Source organism: Variovorax sp. IB41 (genome assembly GCF_016405905.1).
Taxonomy (GTDB): domain Bacteria; phylum Pseudomonadota; class Gammaproteobacteria; order Burkholderiales; family Burkholderiaceae_C; genus Variovorax.
The window spans coordinates 1,101,516-1,118,709 of record NZ_JAEFCB010000001.1 but is presented as its reverse complement, the minus strand read 5'-3'; the positions used below and the strand labels follow the sequence as shown (position 1 = coordinate 1,118,709).

General features: G+C 68.0%; 17 protein-coding genes. 6 read left to right on the top strand and 11 right to left on the bottom strand.

The genetic code is table 11. The features are described 5' to 3' along the window. Nucleotides 1-16: 16 nt before the first annotated feature. The 4 genes from JC881_RS05240 to JC881_RS05225 are packed head-to-tail and all read right to left on the bottom strand — an operon-like array spanning nucleotide 17 to nucleotide 4,222. A complete protein-coding gene (locus JC881_RS05240) occupies nucleotides 17-1,249 on the bottom strand; it encodes a GAF domain-containing sensor histidine kinase (RefSeq protein WP_198784596.1) in 1,233 nt (410 codons plus the stop codon). A 60-nt stretch (nucleotides 1,250-1,309) separates the two neighbouring features. After that, nucleotides 1,310-2,254, bottom strand: coding sequence for an ABC transporter substrate-binding protein (locus JC881_RS05235; RefSeq protein ID WP_198784595.1), 945 nt, complete (start codon nucleotides 2,252-2,254; stop codon nucleotides 1,310-1,312). Nucleotides 2,255-2,276: 22 nt separating this feature from the next. Beyond that, nucleotides 2,277-3,128, bottom strand: coding sequence for a PA4780 family RIO1-like protein kinase (locus JC881_RS05230; protein ID WP_198784594.1), 852 nt, complete (start codon nucleotides 3,126-3,128; stop codon nucleotides 2,277-2,279). Continuing rightward, the gene (locus JC881_RS05225; RefSeq protein WP_198784593.1) at nucleotides 3,125-4,222 is read right to left on the bottom strand and encodes a GNAT family N-acetyltransferase; all 1,098 of its coding nucleotides are present in this window, start codon (nucleotides 4,220-4,222) and stop codon (nucleotides 3,125-3,127) included. The genes JC881_RS05230 and JC881_RS05225 overlap by 4 nt, the downstream gene beginning before the upstream one ends. A gap of 360 nt (nucleotides 4,223-4,582) precedes the next feature. On the opposite strand from JC881_RS05225, the gene JC881_RS05220 reads away from it, so the two are divergent. Next, a complete protein-coding gene (locus JC881_RS05220; RefSeq protein ID WP_198784592.1) occupies nucleotides 4,583-6,556 on the top strand; it encodes a DUF6891 domain-containing protein in 1,974 nt (657 codons plus the stop codon). Between the two features lie 36 nt (nucleotides 6,557-6,592). On the opposite strand, the gene JC881_RS05215 is transcribed toward JC881_RS05220, so the two are convergent. Genes JC881_RS05215 through JC881_RS05205 form a run of 3 tightly spaced genes read right to left on the bottom strand, consistent with a single transcriptional unit; the run spans nucleotide 6,593 to nucleotide 9,050 of the window. Next, nucleotides 6,593-7,138 carry a DUF2867 domain-containing protein gene (locus tag JC881_RS05215; protein ID WP_198784591.1) on the bottom strand — a complete coding sequence of 182 codons (546 nt, stop codon included), beginning with the start codon at nucleotides 7,136-7,138 and terminating at the stop codon, nucleotides 6,593-6,595. 35 nt (nucleotides 7,139-7,173) lie between these two features. Beyond that, nucleotides 7,174-8,019, bottom strand: a complete 846-nt coding sequence (locus JC881_RS05210; protein WP_198784590.1) for a class I SAM-dependent methyltransferase — start codon at nucleotides 8,017-8,019, stop codon at nucleotides 7,174-7,176. After that, nucleotides 8,016-9,050 carry a tripartite tricarboxylate transporter substrate-binding protein gene (locus JC881_RS05205; RefSeq protein WP_198784589.1) on the bottom strand — a complete coding sequence of 345 codons (1,035 nt, stop codon included), beginning with the start codon at nucleotides 9,048-9,050 and terminating at the stop codon, nucleotides 8,016-8,018. Before JC881_RS05205 ends, JC881_RS05210 begins: the two co-directional genes overlap by 4 nt. 102 nt (nucleotides 9,051-9,152) lie before the next feature. On the opposite strand from JC881_RS05205, the gene JC881_RS05200 reads away from it, so the two are divergent. After that, nucleotides 9,153-10,046, top strand: coding sequence for a LysR family transcriptional regulator (locus JC881_RS05200; protein ID WP_198784588.1), 894 nt, complete (start codon nucleotides 9,153-9,155; stop codon nucleotides 10,044-10,046). A 68-nt stretch (nucleotides 10,047-10,114) separates the two neighbouring features. On the opposite strand, the gene JC881_RS05195 is transcribed toward JC881_RS05200, so the two are convergent. Next, a complete protein-coding gene (locus JC881_RS05195) occupies nucleotides 10,115-10,375 on the bottom strand; it encodes a hypothetical protein (RefSeq protein ID WP_198784587.1) in 261 nt (86 codons plus the stop codon). Between the two features lie 465 nt (nucleotides 10,376-10,840). On the opposite strand from JC881_RS05195, the gene JC881_RS05190 reads away from it, so the two are divergent. The 3 genes from JC881_RS05190 to JC881_RS05180 all read left to right on the top strand — a co-directional run bounded on the left by JC881_RS05190 (nucleotide 10,841) and on the right by JC881_RS05180 (nucleotide 12,600). Next, nucleotides 10,841-11,251, top strand: a complete 411-nt coding sequence (locus JC881_RS05190; RefSeq protein WP_198784586.1) for a cupin domain-containing protein — start codon at nucleotides 10,841-10,843, stop codon at nucleotides 11,249-11,251. Between the two features lie 110 nt (nucleotides 11,252-11,361). Further along, the gene (locus JC881_RS05185) at nucleotides 11,362-11,811 is read left to right on the top strand and encodes a hypothetical protein (protein ID WP_233101532.1); all 450 of its coding nucleotides are present in this window, start codon (nucleotides 11,362-11,364) and stop codon (nucleotides 11,809-11,811) included. A gap of 15 nt (nucleotides 11,812-11,826) precedes the next feature. Then, nucleotides 11,827-12,600: a tRNA-uridine aminocarboxypropyltransferase gene (locus JC881_RS05180; RefSeq protein WP_198784584.1), complete on the top strand. Its 774-nt coding sequence runs from the start codon at nucleotides 11,827-11,829 to the stop codon at nucleotides 12,598-12,600. Here JC881_RS05180 and JC881_RS05175 read toward each other — a convergent pair. Both JC881_RS05175 and JC881_RS05170 read right to left on the bottom strand, forming a co-directional pair. Further along, on the bottom strand, nucleotides 12,578-13,285 hold the full coding sequence (locus JC881_RS05175) for an alpha/beta hydrolase (protein WP_198784583.1): 708 nt from the start codon (nucleotides 13,283-13,285) through the stop codon (nucleotides 12,578-12,580). The genes JC881_RS05180 and JC881_RS05175 overlap by 23 nt on opposite strands. Further along, the gene (locus tag JC881_RS05170; RefSeq protein WP_198784582.1) at nucleotides 13,282-14,955 is read right to left on the bottom strand and encodes an AAA family ATPase; all 1,674 of its coding nucleotides are present in this window, start codon (nucleotides 14,953-14,955) and stop codon (nucleotides 13,282-13,284) included. Before JC881_RS05170 ends, JC881_RS05175 begins: the two co-directional genes overlap by 4 nt. A gap of 179 nt (nucleotides 14,956-15,134) precedes the next feature. Between JC881_RS05170 and JC881_RS05165 the strand changes: the two genes are divergently transcribed. After that, the gene (locus tag JC881_RS05165) at nucleotides 15,135-15,749 is read left to right on the top strand and encodes a hypothetical protein (RefSeq protein ID WP_198784581.1); all 615 of its coding nucleotides are present in this window, start codon (nucleotides 15,135-15,137) and stop codon (nucleotides 15,747-15,749) included. Nucleotides 15,750-15,841: 92 nt separating this feature from the next. On the opposite strand, the gene JC881_RS05160 is transcribed toward JC881_RS05165, so the two are convergent. After that, on the bottom strand, nucleotides 15,842-17,182 hold the full coding sequence (locus tag JC881_RS05160; protein ID WP_198784580.1) for an amidohydrolase: 1,341 nt from the start codon (nucleotides 17,180-17,182) through the stop codon (nucleotides 15,842-15,844). Nucleotides 17,183-17,194: the final 12 nt, after the last annotated feature.

The following is a 17,194-nucleotide window of genomic DNA, read 5'->3' as shown; positions in this document are numbered from 1 at the left end:
TCGGGAAAAGATGAAATCAGCCGACGGGAAGGACCGCCACGAAGCAGGTGCCCTCCGCTGCCGACGAAGTGACTTCCAGCGTGCCGCCATGGGCAGAGACGATTTCCGCGCAGATGTACAGGCCCAGACCCAGCCCGCCGCCGGGCTTGCTGTTCGCGGGGCGCCAGTAGGGCTGGAAGATCTTCGGCAGGTCGTCCGGCGGAATGGGTACGCCGCCGTTGCTCACCGACAGCACGAGCCGGTCGTCTTCGAGCGCGGCGCGAACGACGATGGGGTCGTGCGGCCCGCCGTGCGTTACCGCGTTGCCGATCAGGTTGGACAGCACCTGCTGGATGCGCGGCGGGTCGCAGCGCACCACGCGGTTGATCGACAGCTCGTCGCGGATGTCCAGGTGCGGGTTGGACGCGCGCGCCTCGTCGATCACTTCCTTCAGCCCCGAGGCGAGGAAATCGGCGTCGCGGATCGCCAGGCCCATGCCCGAGCCCAGCCGCACGCGCGCGAAGTCGAGCACGTCGTCGATGAGGCCGGACATGCGGCGCGTGCTCGATTTGAGCCGCGTGCCGAGCTTCACGAGGTCCGGCTCGGCCTGGCGGCGGATCAGCAGCTCGGCCGCCGCGCCGACCGCGGACAAGGGGTTGCGCAGGTCGTGGCCCAGCACGGCGATGAACTGCTCGCGCAACTCGGCGGTCGCGCGCTCGGACTGCAGCGCGACTTCGGCGCGCTCCCGGTGGGCTTCGTTCTCCAGCTGGCGCGCGATCAGGTCGGCGAAGGCGGTGAACATCGCCACGGTGCGCGGGTCGGACACGTTCGCCGGCCGGGGGTCGATGGCGCACAGGTTGCCGAAGTAGTCGCCGTTGGTGTAGACGATCGGCACCGAGATGTAGCTCTCGATGTTGTAGAGCCGGGGCGTGTGGTGGTCGCGGTAGGTGGGGTCGGTGCTGGCGTGGTCGATGACCACTGGCAGCCGCACGGCGCGCGATTCCTTGCAGAGCGTGGTTCCCACCTCGAGCTGGCCGCCGGGCAGCAGGCCGAACTGGATGGTGTCTTCCACCGCGCAGGCGGTCCAGGTGCCGTCGGTCACGCGGGCCACGGCGGCGAAGCCCATGCCGGTGTTCTGGCAGATGATCTTCAGCAGCGAGGGCACCGCGCTGATGCGGCCGACGGCGGACACGTCCCGCGCGATGGCTTCTGCGCTGTCCTCGAGCGCATCAGGGGCGGTGGGGGTGGCAGGGTTCGGTGCAGGCGTCAAGGTGTCTGGATGGTACGACAGCACTCAGCCAGCGCCCAGTGTCGTGTGACGTGCCCGGGTTCAGCGCCGCGGGTCGCCCAGCGAAGCGAGGCAGCCCACGATGGCATCGGCCGCCTCGTCCAGCCGGGGTCCGGGGCGCATCATGAGGTCGAAGCGCGCCGAGGCGAAGCTGCAGACGCGCCCGCGCTGGATCGCGGCCATGGCCGACCAGCCGGGCCGCGCCGCCATCGCCGAGATCTCGCCCAGCGCCGAGACCATCAGCACGTCGGGGTCGGCGCGCACCACGAATTCGGGGCTCATCTTGGGAAAGGGGCCGAGCGTGCCCGGCACCGCGTTGGCCAGGCCCAGGCGCGCGAGCGTCTCGCCGATGAAGGAGCTTTCGCTTGCTGCCGCCACGCCGCCGTGCACCTCGAAATAGACGCGCCGCCCCTGCCAGCCCGCCGGCACGCGGGCGCGCGCCGCGTCGAGCCCGGCATCGAGCCGGCGCCAGAAGGTCTCGCCCGCGCCGGGCTTGCCGGTGGCGCGGGCCACCGTTTCCATCACCCGCCGCATGTCGGCATGGGTCTTGGCGTCCAGGGCCAGCACCTTGATGCCCAGCCGCTCCAGCGGCTCGGCCACGCGGCTGCGCGGGCGCAGCAGCACCAGGTCGGGCTTGAGCGCGACGATGCGCTCGATGTTCGCGTCGTCCATGCCGCCGACCTGCGGCAGGCCCTTCACCGAGGCCGGCCAGTTGGCGTGGCGATCGATGCCCACCAGCCGGTCGCAGGCGTCCAGCGCGCAGACGGTCTCGGTGAGCGAGGGCATCAGCGAGACGATGCGTTTGGCCGGCGCCTGCAGTTCGAGCGTGGTGCCGCGGTCGTCTTCGAGGCGAATGCCGCCGGCATGGGCCACATGGGCCGCCGAGCCGACGCCCAGCGCCACGAAGGCCGCGGCCCTGGCGATGTGGCGAACGGCGGTGGCGGCGGTCGAGAAGGGCTGGCGCTGGGGGAGGGCGTTGGAAGTCATCGGAGCGGGCGTGGTCGGCCCGCTATTGTCGTGGCGCCTGCATGCGCACGAGCCGCGCCGCTTCTTCCGCGCGCGCGTCGTCCACCTCACGCAGTACGTTGCTCAGATCGACCGGGCCGGTCTCGCGCACGAAAGTGCCCGCGAGCTCCGTCTCGGGCCTGAGCAGGCCGCGCTCGTAGAGCTGCCAGATCTCCTCGCCGTAGTGCGTCTTCAGCAGCGCGGGCGCGAACTGGCCGAAGAAGTTGCGCAGGTTCTCCACGTCGCGCAGCAGCATGCGCCTGGCGTGGTTGTTGCCCGCGGCATCCACGGCCTGGGGCAGGTCGATGATCACCGGGCCGTCCTCGGCCAGCAGCACGTTGAACTCCGAAAGGTCGCCGTGCACCACGCCCGCGCACAGCATGCGCATCACCTCGCGCAGCAGGCTCGCGTGGTGGCGCAGGGCGTCTTCGGGCGAGAAGGCCACGTCGTTCAGGCGCGGGGCGGCGTCGCCGTTGGCGTCGGTCACCAGGTCCATCAGCAGCACGCCTTCCAGAAAGTTGTGCGGCGTGGGCACCCGCACGCCGGCCGCGGCCAGGCGGTAGAGCGCATCGACCTCGGCGCTCTGCCAGATGGCCTCGGTCACCTTGCGGCCGAATTTGGTGCCCTTGGCCATGGCGCGGGCCTCGCGGGTGTTCTTCACGCGCCGGTTCTCGGTGTAGTCCACGGCCTGGCGGAAGCTGCGCTTGTCGGCCTCCTTGTAGACCTTGGCGCAGCGCGTTTCCTCGCCGCAGCGAACGACGTACACCATGGCCTCCTTGCCGCTCATCAGCTGGCGCACGACCGAGTCGACGAGGCCTTCGTCCACGAGGGTCTGCAGTCTCTGGGGTGTCTTCATGTGCGTGCCTCCCGCGAAGTCAGTGGTCGGGTCGAGAGGAAGGCCCTCAGGCTTTCCGTGCCGATCTGGTAGGCCCCATCATGCCTGTGCGGCGCAAAGCCCAGCTGCCGGTTGATGGCCAGCATGGGCGCGTTGACCTCCGCGTTCTGCGTTACGGCCATCACCACCCCGGGGTGGCGCTCCCGCACCAGCTGCAGCATCACCGCCTTCACGCCCTTGGCCAGGCCCTTGCCGCGCCAGCGGCGGGCCACGGCGGTCAGGCGCTGGAACATGCGGTCGGGGTAGAGCCGGTTCCAGCTCGCATCGCACACCGCGGCCACCTCGTCGCCCTCACGCAGCAGCACGAGGAAGTGCTCGCCGCCGCGGCGGTCGATCTCGGCGTACCAGGCGCGAAAGTCCGCGAGCTCGAAGCGCATCGGCGCGCGGGCGAGGCCGGTGGTGGGCGCGTCTTCGAGCAGCGCCGACAGCGGCGCCATCAGCGTGGCGAGCCGCTCGAAGGGCACGCGGCCCGCGTGGATCTCCAGGCAGAGGCCGTGCGCCGGCGCGAGCGCCTCGGCGCGCCAGCGGGCGAGGGCGGCGTTGTCCAGACCTGCGAAGGCCATGCGGTTCTCCATGCTGCGGTGCTTTTCGGTGGCACCGATCACGGCAAGGAAAGCGTGGCTCTCGGGCAGGTGGACGTTGAAGGTGGCGGTGGTCTTGCCCTGCGTGTCCATCAGCGCCAGCAGTTCCCGCAACAGGAGGCTGCCGACGCCTTGCCGCCGGTGGGATTGCCGCACGCCGCCCGCGACATTGACGAAGGGCGCATGGGCTTCGCAGTCGGGCGTGCCTTCGCGGCGAACGCTCATGTTGATGCTGCCTGCGATGTGGCCATGCGCGTCGCGCGCAACGATTCGGTGCATCTCATGCAACGGCATGTGCTGCTGCATGAACTGCTGGGCGTGGGCGTCGCTGGGCAGCGGCTCGTGCGGAAAGTCTTCCTCGTTGCGAAGACGCCAGTAGGCAACGTACTGCACCCACTCCGCGGCGGACGCGAGGTGCGGATCGAAACGGGAAATCGCGAACGGCCGCGCATCGGCGGCACGGGTTTCAAGCATGGGTAAGCCTTGATTCGAAAAAAAGAACGGATCGCGCGCGGCACTTGCGTGCCAGCGGCGGCGTTTGAATCGGGCGGTTGTGTCGCGGCGGAAGGCCGCGATGGTCGAACCGGCTGCTATGCCTTCAGGGGCACAGGCTGCGCAGGGAGCGCGTCAGCAGCAGTTCTTGATCGACCCGACAACAAACCGTAGAGGGGTGGGGGAATGAATAGCAGTGTCTTCCATCGCGCACCTCCGGTCTGTGTTGTGGATCGAGGGGTCGAATGTAGCGAGGTTCGCCCGGGCTGTGAAGTGCCATGTGGCGTCACGTCGCGCCATGGGCCTGCGGCAGAATCCAAAAACCAGCAGACAGGGAGTGCCATGGATCCGAAGAAGATTTTCGAAGCGGCGCGCGAAGCCGATGTCGAGACGGTGCGCGCATGCATCGCCGCCGGGGCCGACATGGCCGCGGTGAACGCGCAGGGCTTCACCGCGCTGCAGTGCGCCGCGATGGGCTCGAACCAGACAGAGGTCGCGCCGAACATCGCCGTGCTGCGCCTCCTGCTCGATGCCGCGAGCCCGCTCGAATACACCGGCACCGATGGCCGCACCGCGCTCTACCTCGCCGCCGAATTCGCGCCCACGACCGATGCGGTGCAACTGCTCCTGGACGCCGGCGCGAAGGCCGACATCAGCGACGGACATGGCAACCACATCACGGTGAACGCGATGATGGAAGAGGTGGTCGCGCTGCTCGCGCGCGTCACCGGCAAGCCCATTCCCGAACCGCCGCCGCCCGAGCCCGACCCGGTGAAGATGACGACCGCGCAATGGCGTGTGACGAAGGCGAGGATCGACGCCGTCTTCGAGGCGCTGACGAAGGCCGGGCTCGTCGCGCTGCAGGACGCGGGGCAAACGCAGTCCGACGGTTTCTCCGACTGCACCGAGGCATTCCACGAGCGCGGCGGCGAGGCGGCCGGGGTGCACGGCTTCTGCTTCTACACGCGGCAGGACCTGAACCGCGCGAAGCGCACGAGCCAGCTCTCGCTCGCGTACTGGGGCGCGCCGCAGGGCGCCGACGCCGACATGCTGCGCGTGGGTGAACTCATCGTCGGTCGCTTCCGCACGGCGGGCTTCGAGGTGCGATGGAACGGCGCCGCGTCGATGCGGCCGGAGGTCGATCTGCGTCAGGCGAGCCCGCAGGCGGAGCCACCCAACAAGCCGACGCCTTCCGCCGCGCCCGTCGAACAAGCGGCTGGCGAACAAATGGCCGGCACGCAGGCATCGCAATCGAGCTTTCTCTATTTCACGGGCCAGGGCTCCGACAAGGTCTACCAGGTCCACCTGCGCGCGAAGGACGATGGCTGGGTCGTCGACTACGGCAACGGCCGCCGCGGCGGCACGCTCGCCACCGGCACCAAGACCAGCAGCCCCGTCGCCTTCGAGGCCGCGCTGAAGATCTACGAGAAGGTCGTGAAGGAGAAGACCTCCAAGGGCTACACGCCCGACCAATCCGGCGCGCTCTACACCTCGACCGAACTGGCCGGCCGCATCAGCGGCGAGCTGCCGCAACTGCCCACGCTGATCCTCGAGGAGCAGGTGGCGCGCTACTTCGACGACGCGGGCTGGGGCCTGCAGGAAAAGGCCGATGGCGAGAACCGCATCCTGCTGATCGAGGGCGAGACCGTGCGCGGCACCAACCGCCGCGGGCTCTTCGTCGACATCCCGCAGGCCTGGGTCGGCGGGGCGGGCGCATCGGCGGGCCGCACAGTCATCGCGGGCGAGCATGTGGGCGATGCCTTCAAGGCCTTCGACCTGCTGGAACTCGATGGCCAGGACCTGCGCGGCGCGCCCTTCATCGAACGCTTCGGCCATCTGCAAAAGGCAGTGGCGCGCCTGCCGTGGATGGTGGTGATCGACCTCGAAACCACCGCCGAAGGCAAGCGCCGCCGCGCCGCGCAACTGCTGGCCGCGCATGGCGAAGGCTATGTGCTCAAGGCCCTCGCCGCGCCGTTCGCGGCGGGGCGCAGCACCACGAGCCTGAAGTTCAAGTTCAACCAGAGCGCGACCTGCGAGGTGATCCGCGTGAACGCGCAGCGCTCGGTGGCCGTGGGGCTGCGCGACGAGACGGGCGCGATGGTCGACATGGGCAACGTGACCGTGCCGCCGAATGAGGCGCTGCCGGCGGCGGGCACGCTGGTCGAGGTGCGCTATCTCTACCGCTATGCGGGCGGCAAGTTCGAGCAGCCGGTCTACAAGGGGCAGCGGCCGGACATGACGGCTGAGGACGCCGTGCTCTCGCAGGTCACGCGCATCAAGGACCGCGGTGCGGTGGTGGATGACGAGGCTGCCTGAGCCATTCACGGCGCGGCAACGGCTTGCTCGCGCGGACTATCTCGCAGTTGCCTTGGGCCACCCGATATGCGCAGCGCGGCGAAGACTGGCTTTCACGACCTGGCGATGAAAAGGAGCGATCACCAACAGATAGGCCCGGCCCAAAAGGTTGTTGCAGTGAACGACGGTCGAGACAGTCAGTTGGCCACCGCGCGCTGGCGACAAGTCGGGCGTGTGGAGCACCGACAGTCTGAAATCAAGGTGCTTGTCGTCCTCGCCCAAAACGATCTCGGTGTCGCTTCTGCCGTAGACCTTGAAGATGCCGATGCGGTCGGCGTCGGCTTCGCCGGAGAGCGTCGCAAGGTGCTTGGCGGTCTTCAGGCCAAAGCAGGCAACGATGGCATCGCGGATGTTGGTGAGCCATCCGATCCACGATGGCTGGTGCGCAATGAGGAATCGCCACAGCACATCCGGATCGCTGGAGGTACCAAGGGGAAGTTGAACCGCGAACGCGTCCGCGAGATTCGTCGATTCATAGATCGTCGCGACGGCAGACTGCGTGGGGAGCGCAACAGTCGTTACTGGCGTGAGTTCGCTTGGCATGAGTGGCACTCCGGGGCTGATCCGACCCCAGCATCTTAGGCGCCGCCCGCTCGCGTGCCAGAGGCCAGCAAGAGTTCGTTGGGCCCCACCCAGCCGCGATCGCCCTGAAATTGCCCAAGCGCCGCTACCATTTCTCCCCACGCCGACTCCCTGGCCTTTGCATCCAGCGGCGCGAGCACTTCCATGATCGGTGAGCCCGAACTTCGAACGAAGGCGACGTAGGCGGCGGCATCGGGGAGTTCGAATGGCGCTGCAAGCGGCTCCACAGCAATCTCGGCGTAGCCAGCCGCCGTCAAGAGGCTCGCCAGCCTGCCCGGTGCCGCAAGGCTGAACAGACCGCCATCGGCATAGGGCGGGACGCTGCCGCCCAACCCCCGGTACTTGCGGGCCACCTTCATCATGGTCGTGATGCAAGGGTTGTTCGCGGGGTCACCGAACACCAGCGCGACGAAGCGACCACCCGGCCGCAGCACGTCGAATGCCGCGGCCAGCGCAGCGGCCGGGTTCATGCAGAACATGAGCCCGAGCCTGCACATCACCGCATCGAAAGGCGCCTCCCCATGAAGCGGCTGCTGCGCGTCTGCGACGGCGAAGCGCACGTTGGCGAGGCCGGCCCCTTCGATGCGCTCGCGCGCGAAGTCCAGGATCTTCGGTGAGATGTCGGTCGCCAGCACGTGGCCCGCCGGCCCGACGGCCAGTGCGATGTCCATCGTCTGGTCGCCCGCGCCCGCGGCCATGTCGAGCACGCGTGCACCGGGCCAGAGGCGCGCCTCGGAGAGCATCGCCGCGGTGGCCGCCCGCAACCACGCATGAACGATCGGCGTGCTGCTGGACCAGCCTTCTGCGGCCTGGTCCCAGGCCCTCGCGGCCGCGTCCGTCATGCGTCCCCCCGGATGCCGGCGTCGACCAGCAGGGGCGCCCAGGCCCGGCGGTCGTCCTCGATCTTCGCGGCCAGTTGTGCGGGCGAGCTTTGCGCCGCCGTCATGGCCGCGTCCTCGAGCCGGCGTGCCAGCCCGGCGCTCGCCGCGACGTGGCCGATCGCCTCCGACGCCTGTTCAGTGATCCGTGCCGGCGTGCCAGCCGGCGCGAAGAAGGCGAACCACTCGCGCATCACCGATCGCGCGTGGCCCTGTTCGGCGAGCGTGGGCACTGCCGGCGAAAAGCGGCTGCGCTCGCGTCCCGAGGTGCCGAGCAAGCGCAGGCGACCGCTGGCCAGTTGCGGCAGCAAGAGGCCTTCCGGAAGCACGAGCACGGCGACCTGCCCGCCAAGGAGCGCCGCCATGGCGGGCGGGCCACCCGGGTAGGGCACATGGCGCCAGTCCAGCCCGGCCTGGTCGAACAGCATGACCTCCAGAATGTGCGGCAGGGTGCCCGTGCCCGGCGATGCGGCATTGGCCTCGCCGGGATGGCGCCGCATCCACTCGACCAGCATCCGGGTGTCGGCGACCTCCGCCGGCACGGCCTTGCCCACGGCCACGCCAAGATTCATTTCTGCCGCGAGCGACACGGGCACGAGGTCCCGCGCGGGGTCGTAGCCGAGCTTTGCGTACAGCGTGGGGTAGAGGCTGGCGATCGCGCCCTGGCCCAGCAGCCAGGTCGCGCCATCGGGCGGCGCCGACTTCAGCGCCTGCACCGCGATCTGGCCCGCCGCACCGGGCCGGTTGTCGACGACGACCTGCTGTGCGAAGACACCGGCAAGCGCCTCGCCGAAGGCTCGCGCAACGATGTCCGGCACGCTGCCTGCGGGACCGGTGCAGAGGATGCGAAGACGTTCCTGCTTCGCCGAGGAGGCCGATGACGTCGTTTGCCCGAGGGCGGCCGAGCCGCAAACGGCCGCAGTCGCTGCGGCGGCACCGGCCATCAGCACGCGCCGCCGCGGCATGCGGCCATTCGTGAGTGGGCTTGTCGTCATGGGCGGCCTCCAAGTGATGTGGCGGCACCAGCGTAGGCCGGCGCGCCATGGGCCACAAGGCGCGGACTTGCAGAACGGGGCCGCAATAGTGCATAACGGGCGATGCTCGACTGGAACGACCTGAAGTACTTCGTGGCTGTGGCGCAGCACGGCAGCACGTTGGCGGCGGGCCGGGCCCTCGATGTCGATCAGTCCACGGTGCAGCGGCGCCTCACGGCACTGGAGCGGCACATCGGCCGTGCGCTGGTCCAGCGTCATACCACCGGCTACAGGCTCACCGACTTCGGCACCGAGGTGTTGCAAGCCGCGCGCGAGGTCGAGCGGGCCGTGGGCGAATTCGAACAGGTGCTGGTGGTCTCCAAGCGCAATGCGTCCGGTGTGATCCGGCTTACCTGCCCGGAGCCGCTCGTGAATCGCCTGACGCATTCCGGGCTGCTGGACCGCTTCCATGCGCTGCACCCCGATCTGCATGTGGAATTCGTGATGAGCGACAAGTACGTCGACCTGCGCACCGGCGAGGCCGACGTCGCGCTGCGCTCAGGCGACACCGACGACGCCGTGCTGGTCGGGCGCAAGGTCGGCGATTCGCTGTGGGCCGTCTATGCGAGCCGCGAATACGTGGCGCGCCACGGCCAACCATCGTGCATCGAGGAAATCGAGGCGCACCCGCTGGCGGGCTTTGAAGAGAGCATGGCGGGCCACCGCGCAAGCCAGTGGCTGCGCGAGGTTGCACCGCACGCGAACATCGTGGCGCGAAGCGGCAGCGTGCTCGGGCTCCTGCTGTCGGTGAAGGCGGGTGTTGGCATCGCGCCGCTGCCCACGGCGCTGGGGGATTCCGAAGCGGAGCTGGTCCGGGTTCTCGGCCCCATCCCGGCGCTCGCGCGGGACTGGCGGCTCCTTGCAATGCCCGAGATACGGAAGACGGCGCGCGTCAGCGCATTCTTCGACTTCATCGCCACGGAGATCGATGCGCTCAAACCGATCATTACTGGCTAGTGGGGTGATGGCGCCGGGGTCATTCGCATAAAGGCAGGCCGCGAAACCGCAGCCTGCCAAACCGGCCCTTACTGGCCAGTCTCAGGCGCCTTGCGGCGCGCCATCGCACTCAACTGGAACAACTCGTTGGCCCGGCGCGTCAGGTCGGACGCCAGCCAATGCAGGTTGGCCAGTTGCGTGGGCCCATCGCCGCCGCTCCAGTCGATGTCTTCTCCGTGGCAGGTCCACATCAGCGCTTCGAGTTGAGCGAGGGTGGCTTCGAGCAAGTCCGTCGGGTCTTGGTCGGGGGGTAGGGGCGTGGGATGCCCGGCTATAGTCTTGGTAGCCATTGGTGTGCTTCCTTTTTGAAGTTGGGCACGTCTTTGGTTAGACGGCTGGGGTGTTAACGCACTCCGGCCGTCGCCTTTTGATACCTCGCTTTTGCATCGGTGCTTGCGCACCGACAACCCGCCGCGAGGCGAAGCGGCCTTCGATTCATCTGAGTGCTGTGGGTGCGATGCCTTCCATAGTCCCTTGGCGGGGTATTGGGTGAGAGGGGCATTCACTTTAGGGACGTGCGGCGCGATGTGAGCGCCTTGGCGCATGAGGATGTTTCGATTCGCGCCAACAAATGCCGCTTATGTCGTGCGGAACCTTTTCCAGATTATTTCGCGGTGTGCGCCTTCTCCGGCGACAGTGAAATTTAGTGTCGCGAAACCGCCCCCGGATACACAGGCATACCGATCGCGCGGCCCGCATGGCGTTCGCCCCCAAGAATCGCCTTCGTCATCCACACACACCCTCTGAAAGTTCTCATGACGAAGACACTGAACATCCGAACGATGGCCGCGGCATTGCTGGTCGCCGGCAGCACGCTGGCGCCGCACTTCGCATTCGCGCAGCAGCCCGCGGGCATCGGCCGCACGCAATCGCTGAAACACGACCTGGCCGAGCCGGGCCGCGAAGTGATCCAGGTGCGCGTCGATTTCGCGCAGGGCGCGGCCTTCGGCTTTCACTCGCATCCGGGCGAAGAGATCGCCTATGTGCTCGAAGGCACGGTCGAATATCAGTTCGAGGGCAAGCCGCCCGTCACGTTGAAGGTCGGCGATTCGCTGTTCATTCCGGCCGGCGCGGTGCACTCGGCGAAGAACGTCGGCAGCGGCAACGCGGCCGAGCTTGCGACCTATCTGGTGCAGAAGGGCAAGCCGCTCGTGGTGAGCAAGTGAGTTGCTGAACGCGCTTGCGCGCATCGCTCGCCGGGCGGCGGCAACGTGGACGGATACAGTCCGCACAGTTGCCTGCACCGCCCCCAATCCACCAGCGAGGGATGAAGACCATGAAGTCGTTTCCACGGACGTTAGTCGCCGCCTTCACGATCGCAAGCGCCATCTCGGGTGCGGCTGCGGTGCATGCCCAAGCCAACGGGCCCGCTGTGCCGCCGCAGGTGAGCACTGTGGCGACCGGCGGCGAGTGGTCTTCCGCACGAGCCGGTGGCACGCTTCGCCTCATCATCGTCAACCAGGGCTTCGAGCATGTGCATTCGAAGCTCTGGCTCGAGTGGCTGACCGTCGACGAACGCGGAAAGTCGCGGCTCGCCGCACGGGTGCTGGTCAAGGAGTTGTCTTCGGGCTTCGCGGTCGTTCGGCTGGACCCTCGGCGCGAGACGTTCAGCGGGCTGCGGATTCAGCTGCGTGCCGCAAACCCTTATTCGTCCGACGACAGCGAGGTCACCATCGAGGCCGGAAAGCCCGGCCAGTACAAGATGATTTCCGAGGCGCCGCGTTGAGCTGAAAATCCCCGCATGCCTCACGCCGTTTCCCTTCTTCGCGCCGCACGTCTCGCGCGAAGTGCCAAGCCCTTTCTTGCCCGCGGCGGTTTCAAGCGCGAGCGCTGCGCGGGCTGCCGGCTGCTGCCCAGCCACTGCATGTGCGCGCTGCGCCCGTCGGTGCCCACGCGCGCGGGCGTTTGCCTGCTCATGGCAGACATCGAGCCGCTCAAGCCGACCAACACGGGCTGGCTGATCGCCGATGTGGTGGCCGATACCTTCGCCTTCGGCTGGGCGCGCACGGAAACCGACCCTGCGTTGCTGGCGCTGTTGAGCGATCCGCAGTGGCAACCGTATGTGGTGTTTCCGGGGCAGTACGCGGCGCCGGAGCGCGTGGTGCACACCGTGCCGTCATCACTCGAATCATCGGACGGTGCGATTGCGAAACGCCCGCTCTTCATCCTGCTCGACGGAACCTGGGGCGAGGCGCGCAAGATGTTCAGCCGAAGCCCGTATCTGGACGCGCTGCCGGTGCTGAGCCTGGCGCCCGAGCAGATATCGCAGTACAAGCTGCGCCGCTCCGGGCGCGACGATCACTTCTGCACCAGCGAGGTGGCGGCGCTTTGCATGAACCTCGCGGGCGAACACGTCGCCGAGCAAACGCTGGAGGCCTACCTCGCGGTGTTCACGCACCACTACCTGCGCGCGAAGAACCAGCAGCCCATCGTGTGGGATGGCGATGCGCACCAGCGGCTGCGCGAGGTGCTGCGCCAGGAGAAGGCCGGCGCTACAGCTCTTGCCGCCCCATGAAGAACTCGACCGCGCGTGCCACCACCCACGGCACGATGACGTGGTCGCCATCGAAGGGCTGCAGCGTCAGGTCGTAGCCGCTTTCCAGCAGCCGCCGCGCATGCGGGTGCGCGCTGGTCTCGATGGGCAGCTGGCTGTCCGACCGCCCATGCGCGAGAAACACGCGCGGCTTGCCCGTCTGTGTGAAGGCGTTCATGAAGCCGGCCGACAGCCCGATCACGTGGCTTGCCACGTCGCCGTTGGTCGTACCGAGCGACAGGGCATAGCTGCCGCCATCGGAGAAGCCCGCGAACGCGAGGTGCGCCGCGTCGATGCGGAAATGCTCGGCCACGCGCGCGAGCGCACCGTCGAGCCGTTCGAGATCGGGCCCATGCCCACCGACCACGATGTCCCACGTCGGGTACATCGACTGCGGCGCGAGCAGCAGAAAGCGCCGCGCCCGCGCATGCGCCACGAAATGCGGCAGCACCCGGTTGGCCTCGCCGCCCGCGCCGTGAAACATCACCAAAAGCGGCACCGGCGCATCCGCGGGCAGGCCCTCGGGCACCACCAGCACCGCCTCGCGCCCTTCGGCGAACGAGAGGCCATGGCGCCCCGGCGGCAGTTGCGGCGAAACGGGCAGGGTGCCCGGCCGGAAGGCGAGGCGGCCGGTGAGCGCGCCGCCGAGCAGGCTGGCGTCGATCATTCGCTCGCCTCCGGCTGCACGCTGGACTGCGACGACGCGCACGCGATGCCGCGGAACACCGCGCACTGCGCGAACGACTGCGTCGACAGCGGCACGTCCTTGCGGCGGCAGTACTTGCTCGTGAGCTTGAGCAGCTCCTTGATGTCGCGGCCGCTCGCGCCGGCATAGTCCACCACCAGCCGGTCGATCACCGCGCCCGGCAGCGCCACGCCCAGTTGCGCCGACAGCGTGGACCACAATCGCCGCGCATCGTCGGGCCCCGGCGGCTGGTAGTCGATGACCGCGATGCAGCGCGAGAGGATGGCCTCGTCGATGTCGCCCACGCGGTTGGTCGTCATGAACAGCAGGCCCCTGAAGTATTCGAGCGTGCGCAAGAACTCCGCCACGATCGCGTTGTGCTGCAGGTCGTTGTCGCGGCGGCGGATGTACACGTCGGCCTCGTCCAGCAGCAGCACGCAGTCCCAGCGCGCGGCGCGCTGCAGGATCTTCGTGAGGCTCGCTTCCACCGAATTCGCCGTCACGCCCAGCTGACCCGAATGCACGCGGTACAGCGGCTTGCCGACGACCTCCGCATACACCTCGGCCGTGAGCGTCTTGCCCAGGCCCGGCGCGCCCTTGCACAGGATGGTGGTGCCGCCCGACTTGCCGGGCACCACGTCTTCCACCAGGAAGCAGCGGTCGGCCGTGAGGATGTCGATCAGGTCGCGGTGCGCCTGCGGCAGCACCAGCCGCTCGCGCAGGCCGGGCTGGTACTTGTAGTCCTGCACGTGCTGTGCGTGGACCCAGATGTTGCGATGCCAGTCCAGGTGAAACAGGTGCAGGTAGCAGTGCTGCGGAATGCGGTCGAAACCGGTCGCGATGCCGCTCTCGCGCCAGTAGTGCGGATCGGCGGCCAGGTCGAAGCGGCGCTGCAGCAGCTCTTCGTCGTTCACGCAGCGCGCCGCGGCGCCCTCGGGCAGGCGGTGACAGGCCATGTTCGCGCGCGGGCCTTCGCCGGCCGTCCACGCGCTGCCGCCGATGGTGAACTGCGCGCCGAACTGCGGCTGCAGCCGCGAGAAGGCGGCCACCTGCTTGTCGTACTCGCGCTTGAACTCGGGGCACTCCTTGTGAAAGCCGTGGTCCGCGAAGAGGCCGGCCAGCGTGCGGCCCGGCAGGTCTTCCGCATGAAAGCTCAGGCCCCAGGTCATGCCCGCGAAACGAAGGCGCGGCTCCGAAGGCGGCTCGCGGTTGGCCGCCTGCAGCGTGTTGGCCAGGAGACCCACGAGCACGTAAGACTCGCCATCCGTCGGCTTCACCAGGCGCACCGTGTGCACCAGCCAGGGCAGCAGCACGCCGTCCTTGCCGCGCTGGTAGAGCCAGCCGTCGATCAGGTCGCGCTGCAGCCATTCGATCAGCGCCGGCACCATCAGCTCCAGGCTGGCGATGGGCCGCGCCTGCGGCTCGCCGTTGAGGTTGTCCAGCGCCAGCAGCTGAAACACCAGGTCGCGCGCGCCGGTGCCCATGCCCAGTTGAAAGAGCAGGTTGAGCGCGTGCCCGTCGAAGTGGCGGCTGGACACGATGCGCACACCACTGCCGCCGCCATGCCCACCCAGCTGCAGGCCCAGCGGCGACTGCGCGCCGACCTCGCCCTGCAGTGCGGCGGCCAGCATCTCCGGTATCTCGAGTTCCACGGTGTCTCCTCGTGTTGCCTTCGATGCTAGCCACGAGGGGAGGGGATGGCGCTTGACCTGGGTCAAGGTTGGGGGAAGATTCGGGCCCGGGCAGCCAGCAACGAGGCCAGCCCGGGACTTCCTTCGAAGCGCGCCGTGTTCACGAAAATGGATGAGCACGTGCCCTGCGGAGATATTCGATGACCACATCACGCCAGGCCTCAATGCCCGCACTGCGCATCACCAAGAACGGCACTCATCTGTGCACCGTCGGCTCGAACGATGTGTGGATGTTCTCCGCCGACGTCCAAGCCGATATCTGGGGACCGGCTTGCGCCCAGCTCACCGTCACGGGCAGCGGAAAGCGGCGGCCTGATGGCGCCTCGGATTTCCTGATCTGGGAAATGGCGCATGAACTGCACAAGGGCGATCACCTTGCCTTCTCGTTCGAGGACGGCGCGGAGTCCTCCCCGAAGGGTTCCGTCATTGACGACGAGGATTCGGGCGAAGACGAGAGAAATGACCTCGTTGCTTCAGAGGAAGAGATCGCCAGGATGGAAGTGCGACCGAAATCAAACCCGGATTGCAGGTGGCGATTCCTCGTGCCGAACGCACAAGAAATTCTTGTGACACCAGACGACGACCGCCAGAACCTCAGCCTCCACATCTTGTGGAACGAGATGCGAGCGCACCGCATGCGAGCAAGTCTGTCGAAAACTTCGCTCCGCGAAATCATGAATCGAAGTGAGGGAGAGGAAGTCTTCCTTCACTACTTCGAGCACGCAGCGCGCATCGAACTCGTCATCGAGACCTGACGCTTCCTCCAATTGGCCTCATCCGGTTTTCCTGGCGACACGCGATAGGTCATCGTTGATCGCCATGCTTCGGATGAAGCCGGCCCAAGCCCTCAGCTCTTCGCTCCCAACGCACTCAACACCGCCGCCGTCATCGCCCGCACGCCCGTCGTGATCGACGGCTCCGGCACCGGCGCGAAGTACGGCGAGTGATTGAACGGCAGCGGCTTGCCGCCCGGCTTCTGCGAATCCGCCACCTCCTTCGGATCGTTCACGCCGATGAAGAAGAACATCGTCGGCACGCCTTCGACGGCGAACTCCGAGAAGTCTTCGCTCGCCGTGATCGGCGGCACCGGCAAGACCTTCGCATCGCCCAGCTGCGCCTTCAGCGCGGCCACCGTGCGTTGCACCAGCGCCTGGTCGTTGATCACCGCGGCGTTGCCCTTCGATGGGTCGAGGCCGATCACCGGCTCGGGCGCGCCGGCCATCGCGGCCGTGGCCTTGGCGGTGCGGCGCACCCCGTCGATCAGGCCATCGCGCACCTTCGGGTCGTAGCTGCGGATGGTCCCGCGCAGCAGCGCCTCGTCGGGGATGATGTTGCCGGCCGTGCCCGCCTGGATCGCGCCGATCGTGACGACGCCGAATTCGCTCGGGTCCTTCTCGCGGCTCACCACGGCCTGCACGTCGGTGACGAAGCGCGCGGCCATCATGATCGGATCGATCGCCCTGTGCGGCGCGGAGCCGTGTCCGCCGCGGCCCTTGAAGACGATCTCCATGCCGTCCGACGCCGAGGTGATCGGCCCCGCGCGGTAGCCCACGTAGCCGTAGGGTGATGCCGCCGTGTGCAGCGCGAAGGCGAAGTCGGGCTTGGGAAAGCGCTTGTAGAGGCCCTCGTTGATCATGCCCTTGGCGCCGCCGCTGCTCTCTTCGGCGGGCTGCGCGATGAACACCAGCGTGCCGTGCCATTGGTCCTTGAGTGCGAGCAGCGTGCGCGCGGTGCCGGCCCAGCTCGCCATGTGGATGTCGTGGCCGCAGCTGTGCGCAACGAAGGTTTCCTTGCCCTGCCACAGGGCCTTGGCCTTGCTCGCGTAGGGCAGGCCGGTCTTCTCTTCCATCGGCAGCGCGTCGAGCTCGGTGCGCACCATCACGGTGGGGCCTGCGCCGTTGCGCAAGACCGCGACCACGCCCGTGCGGTTCACATGCTCGGTCACCTCGAAGCCGAGGGCGCGCATCTCGGCCGCGAGCTTGGCGGCGGTGCGCACCTCCTGGAAGCCGAGCTCGGGGTGCGCGTGGATGTCCTTGTAGAGCGCATCGAGCTGCGGGTACATCTCGCGCACCAGCGGCTCGATGCGTTGCGCGGCGGGCGTCGCGTTCTGCGCCATGGCCACCGGCACGGCCGCGCAGAAGAAGGACAGGCAGGACAGCGAGAGAGAAAGCTGGCGAAGAGAAAACATGAGAGGGCGTGT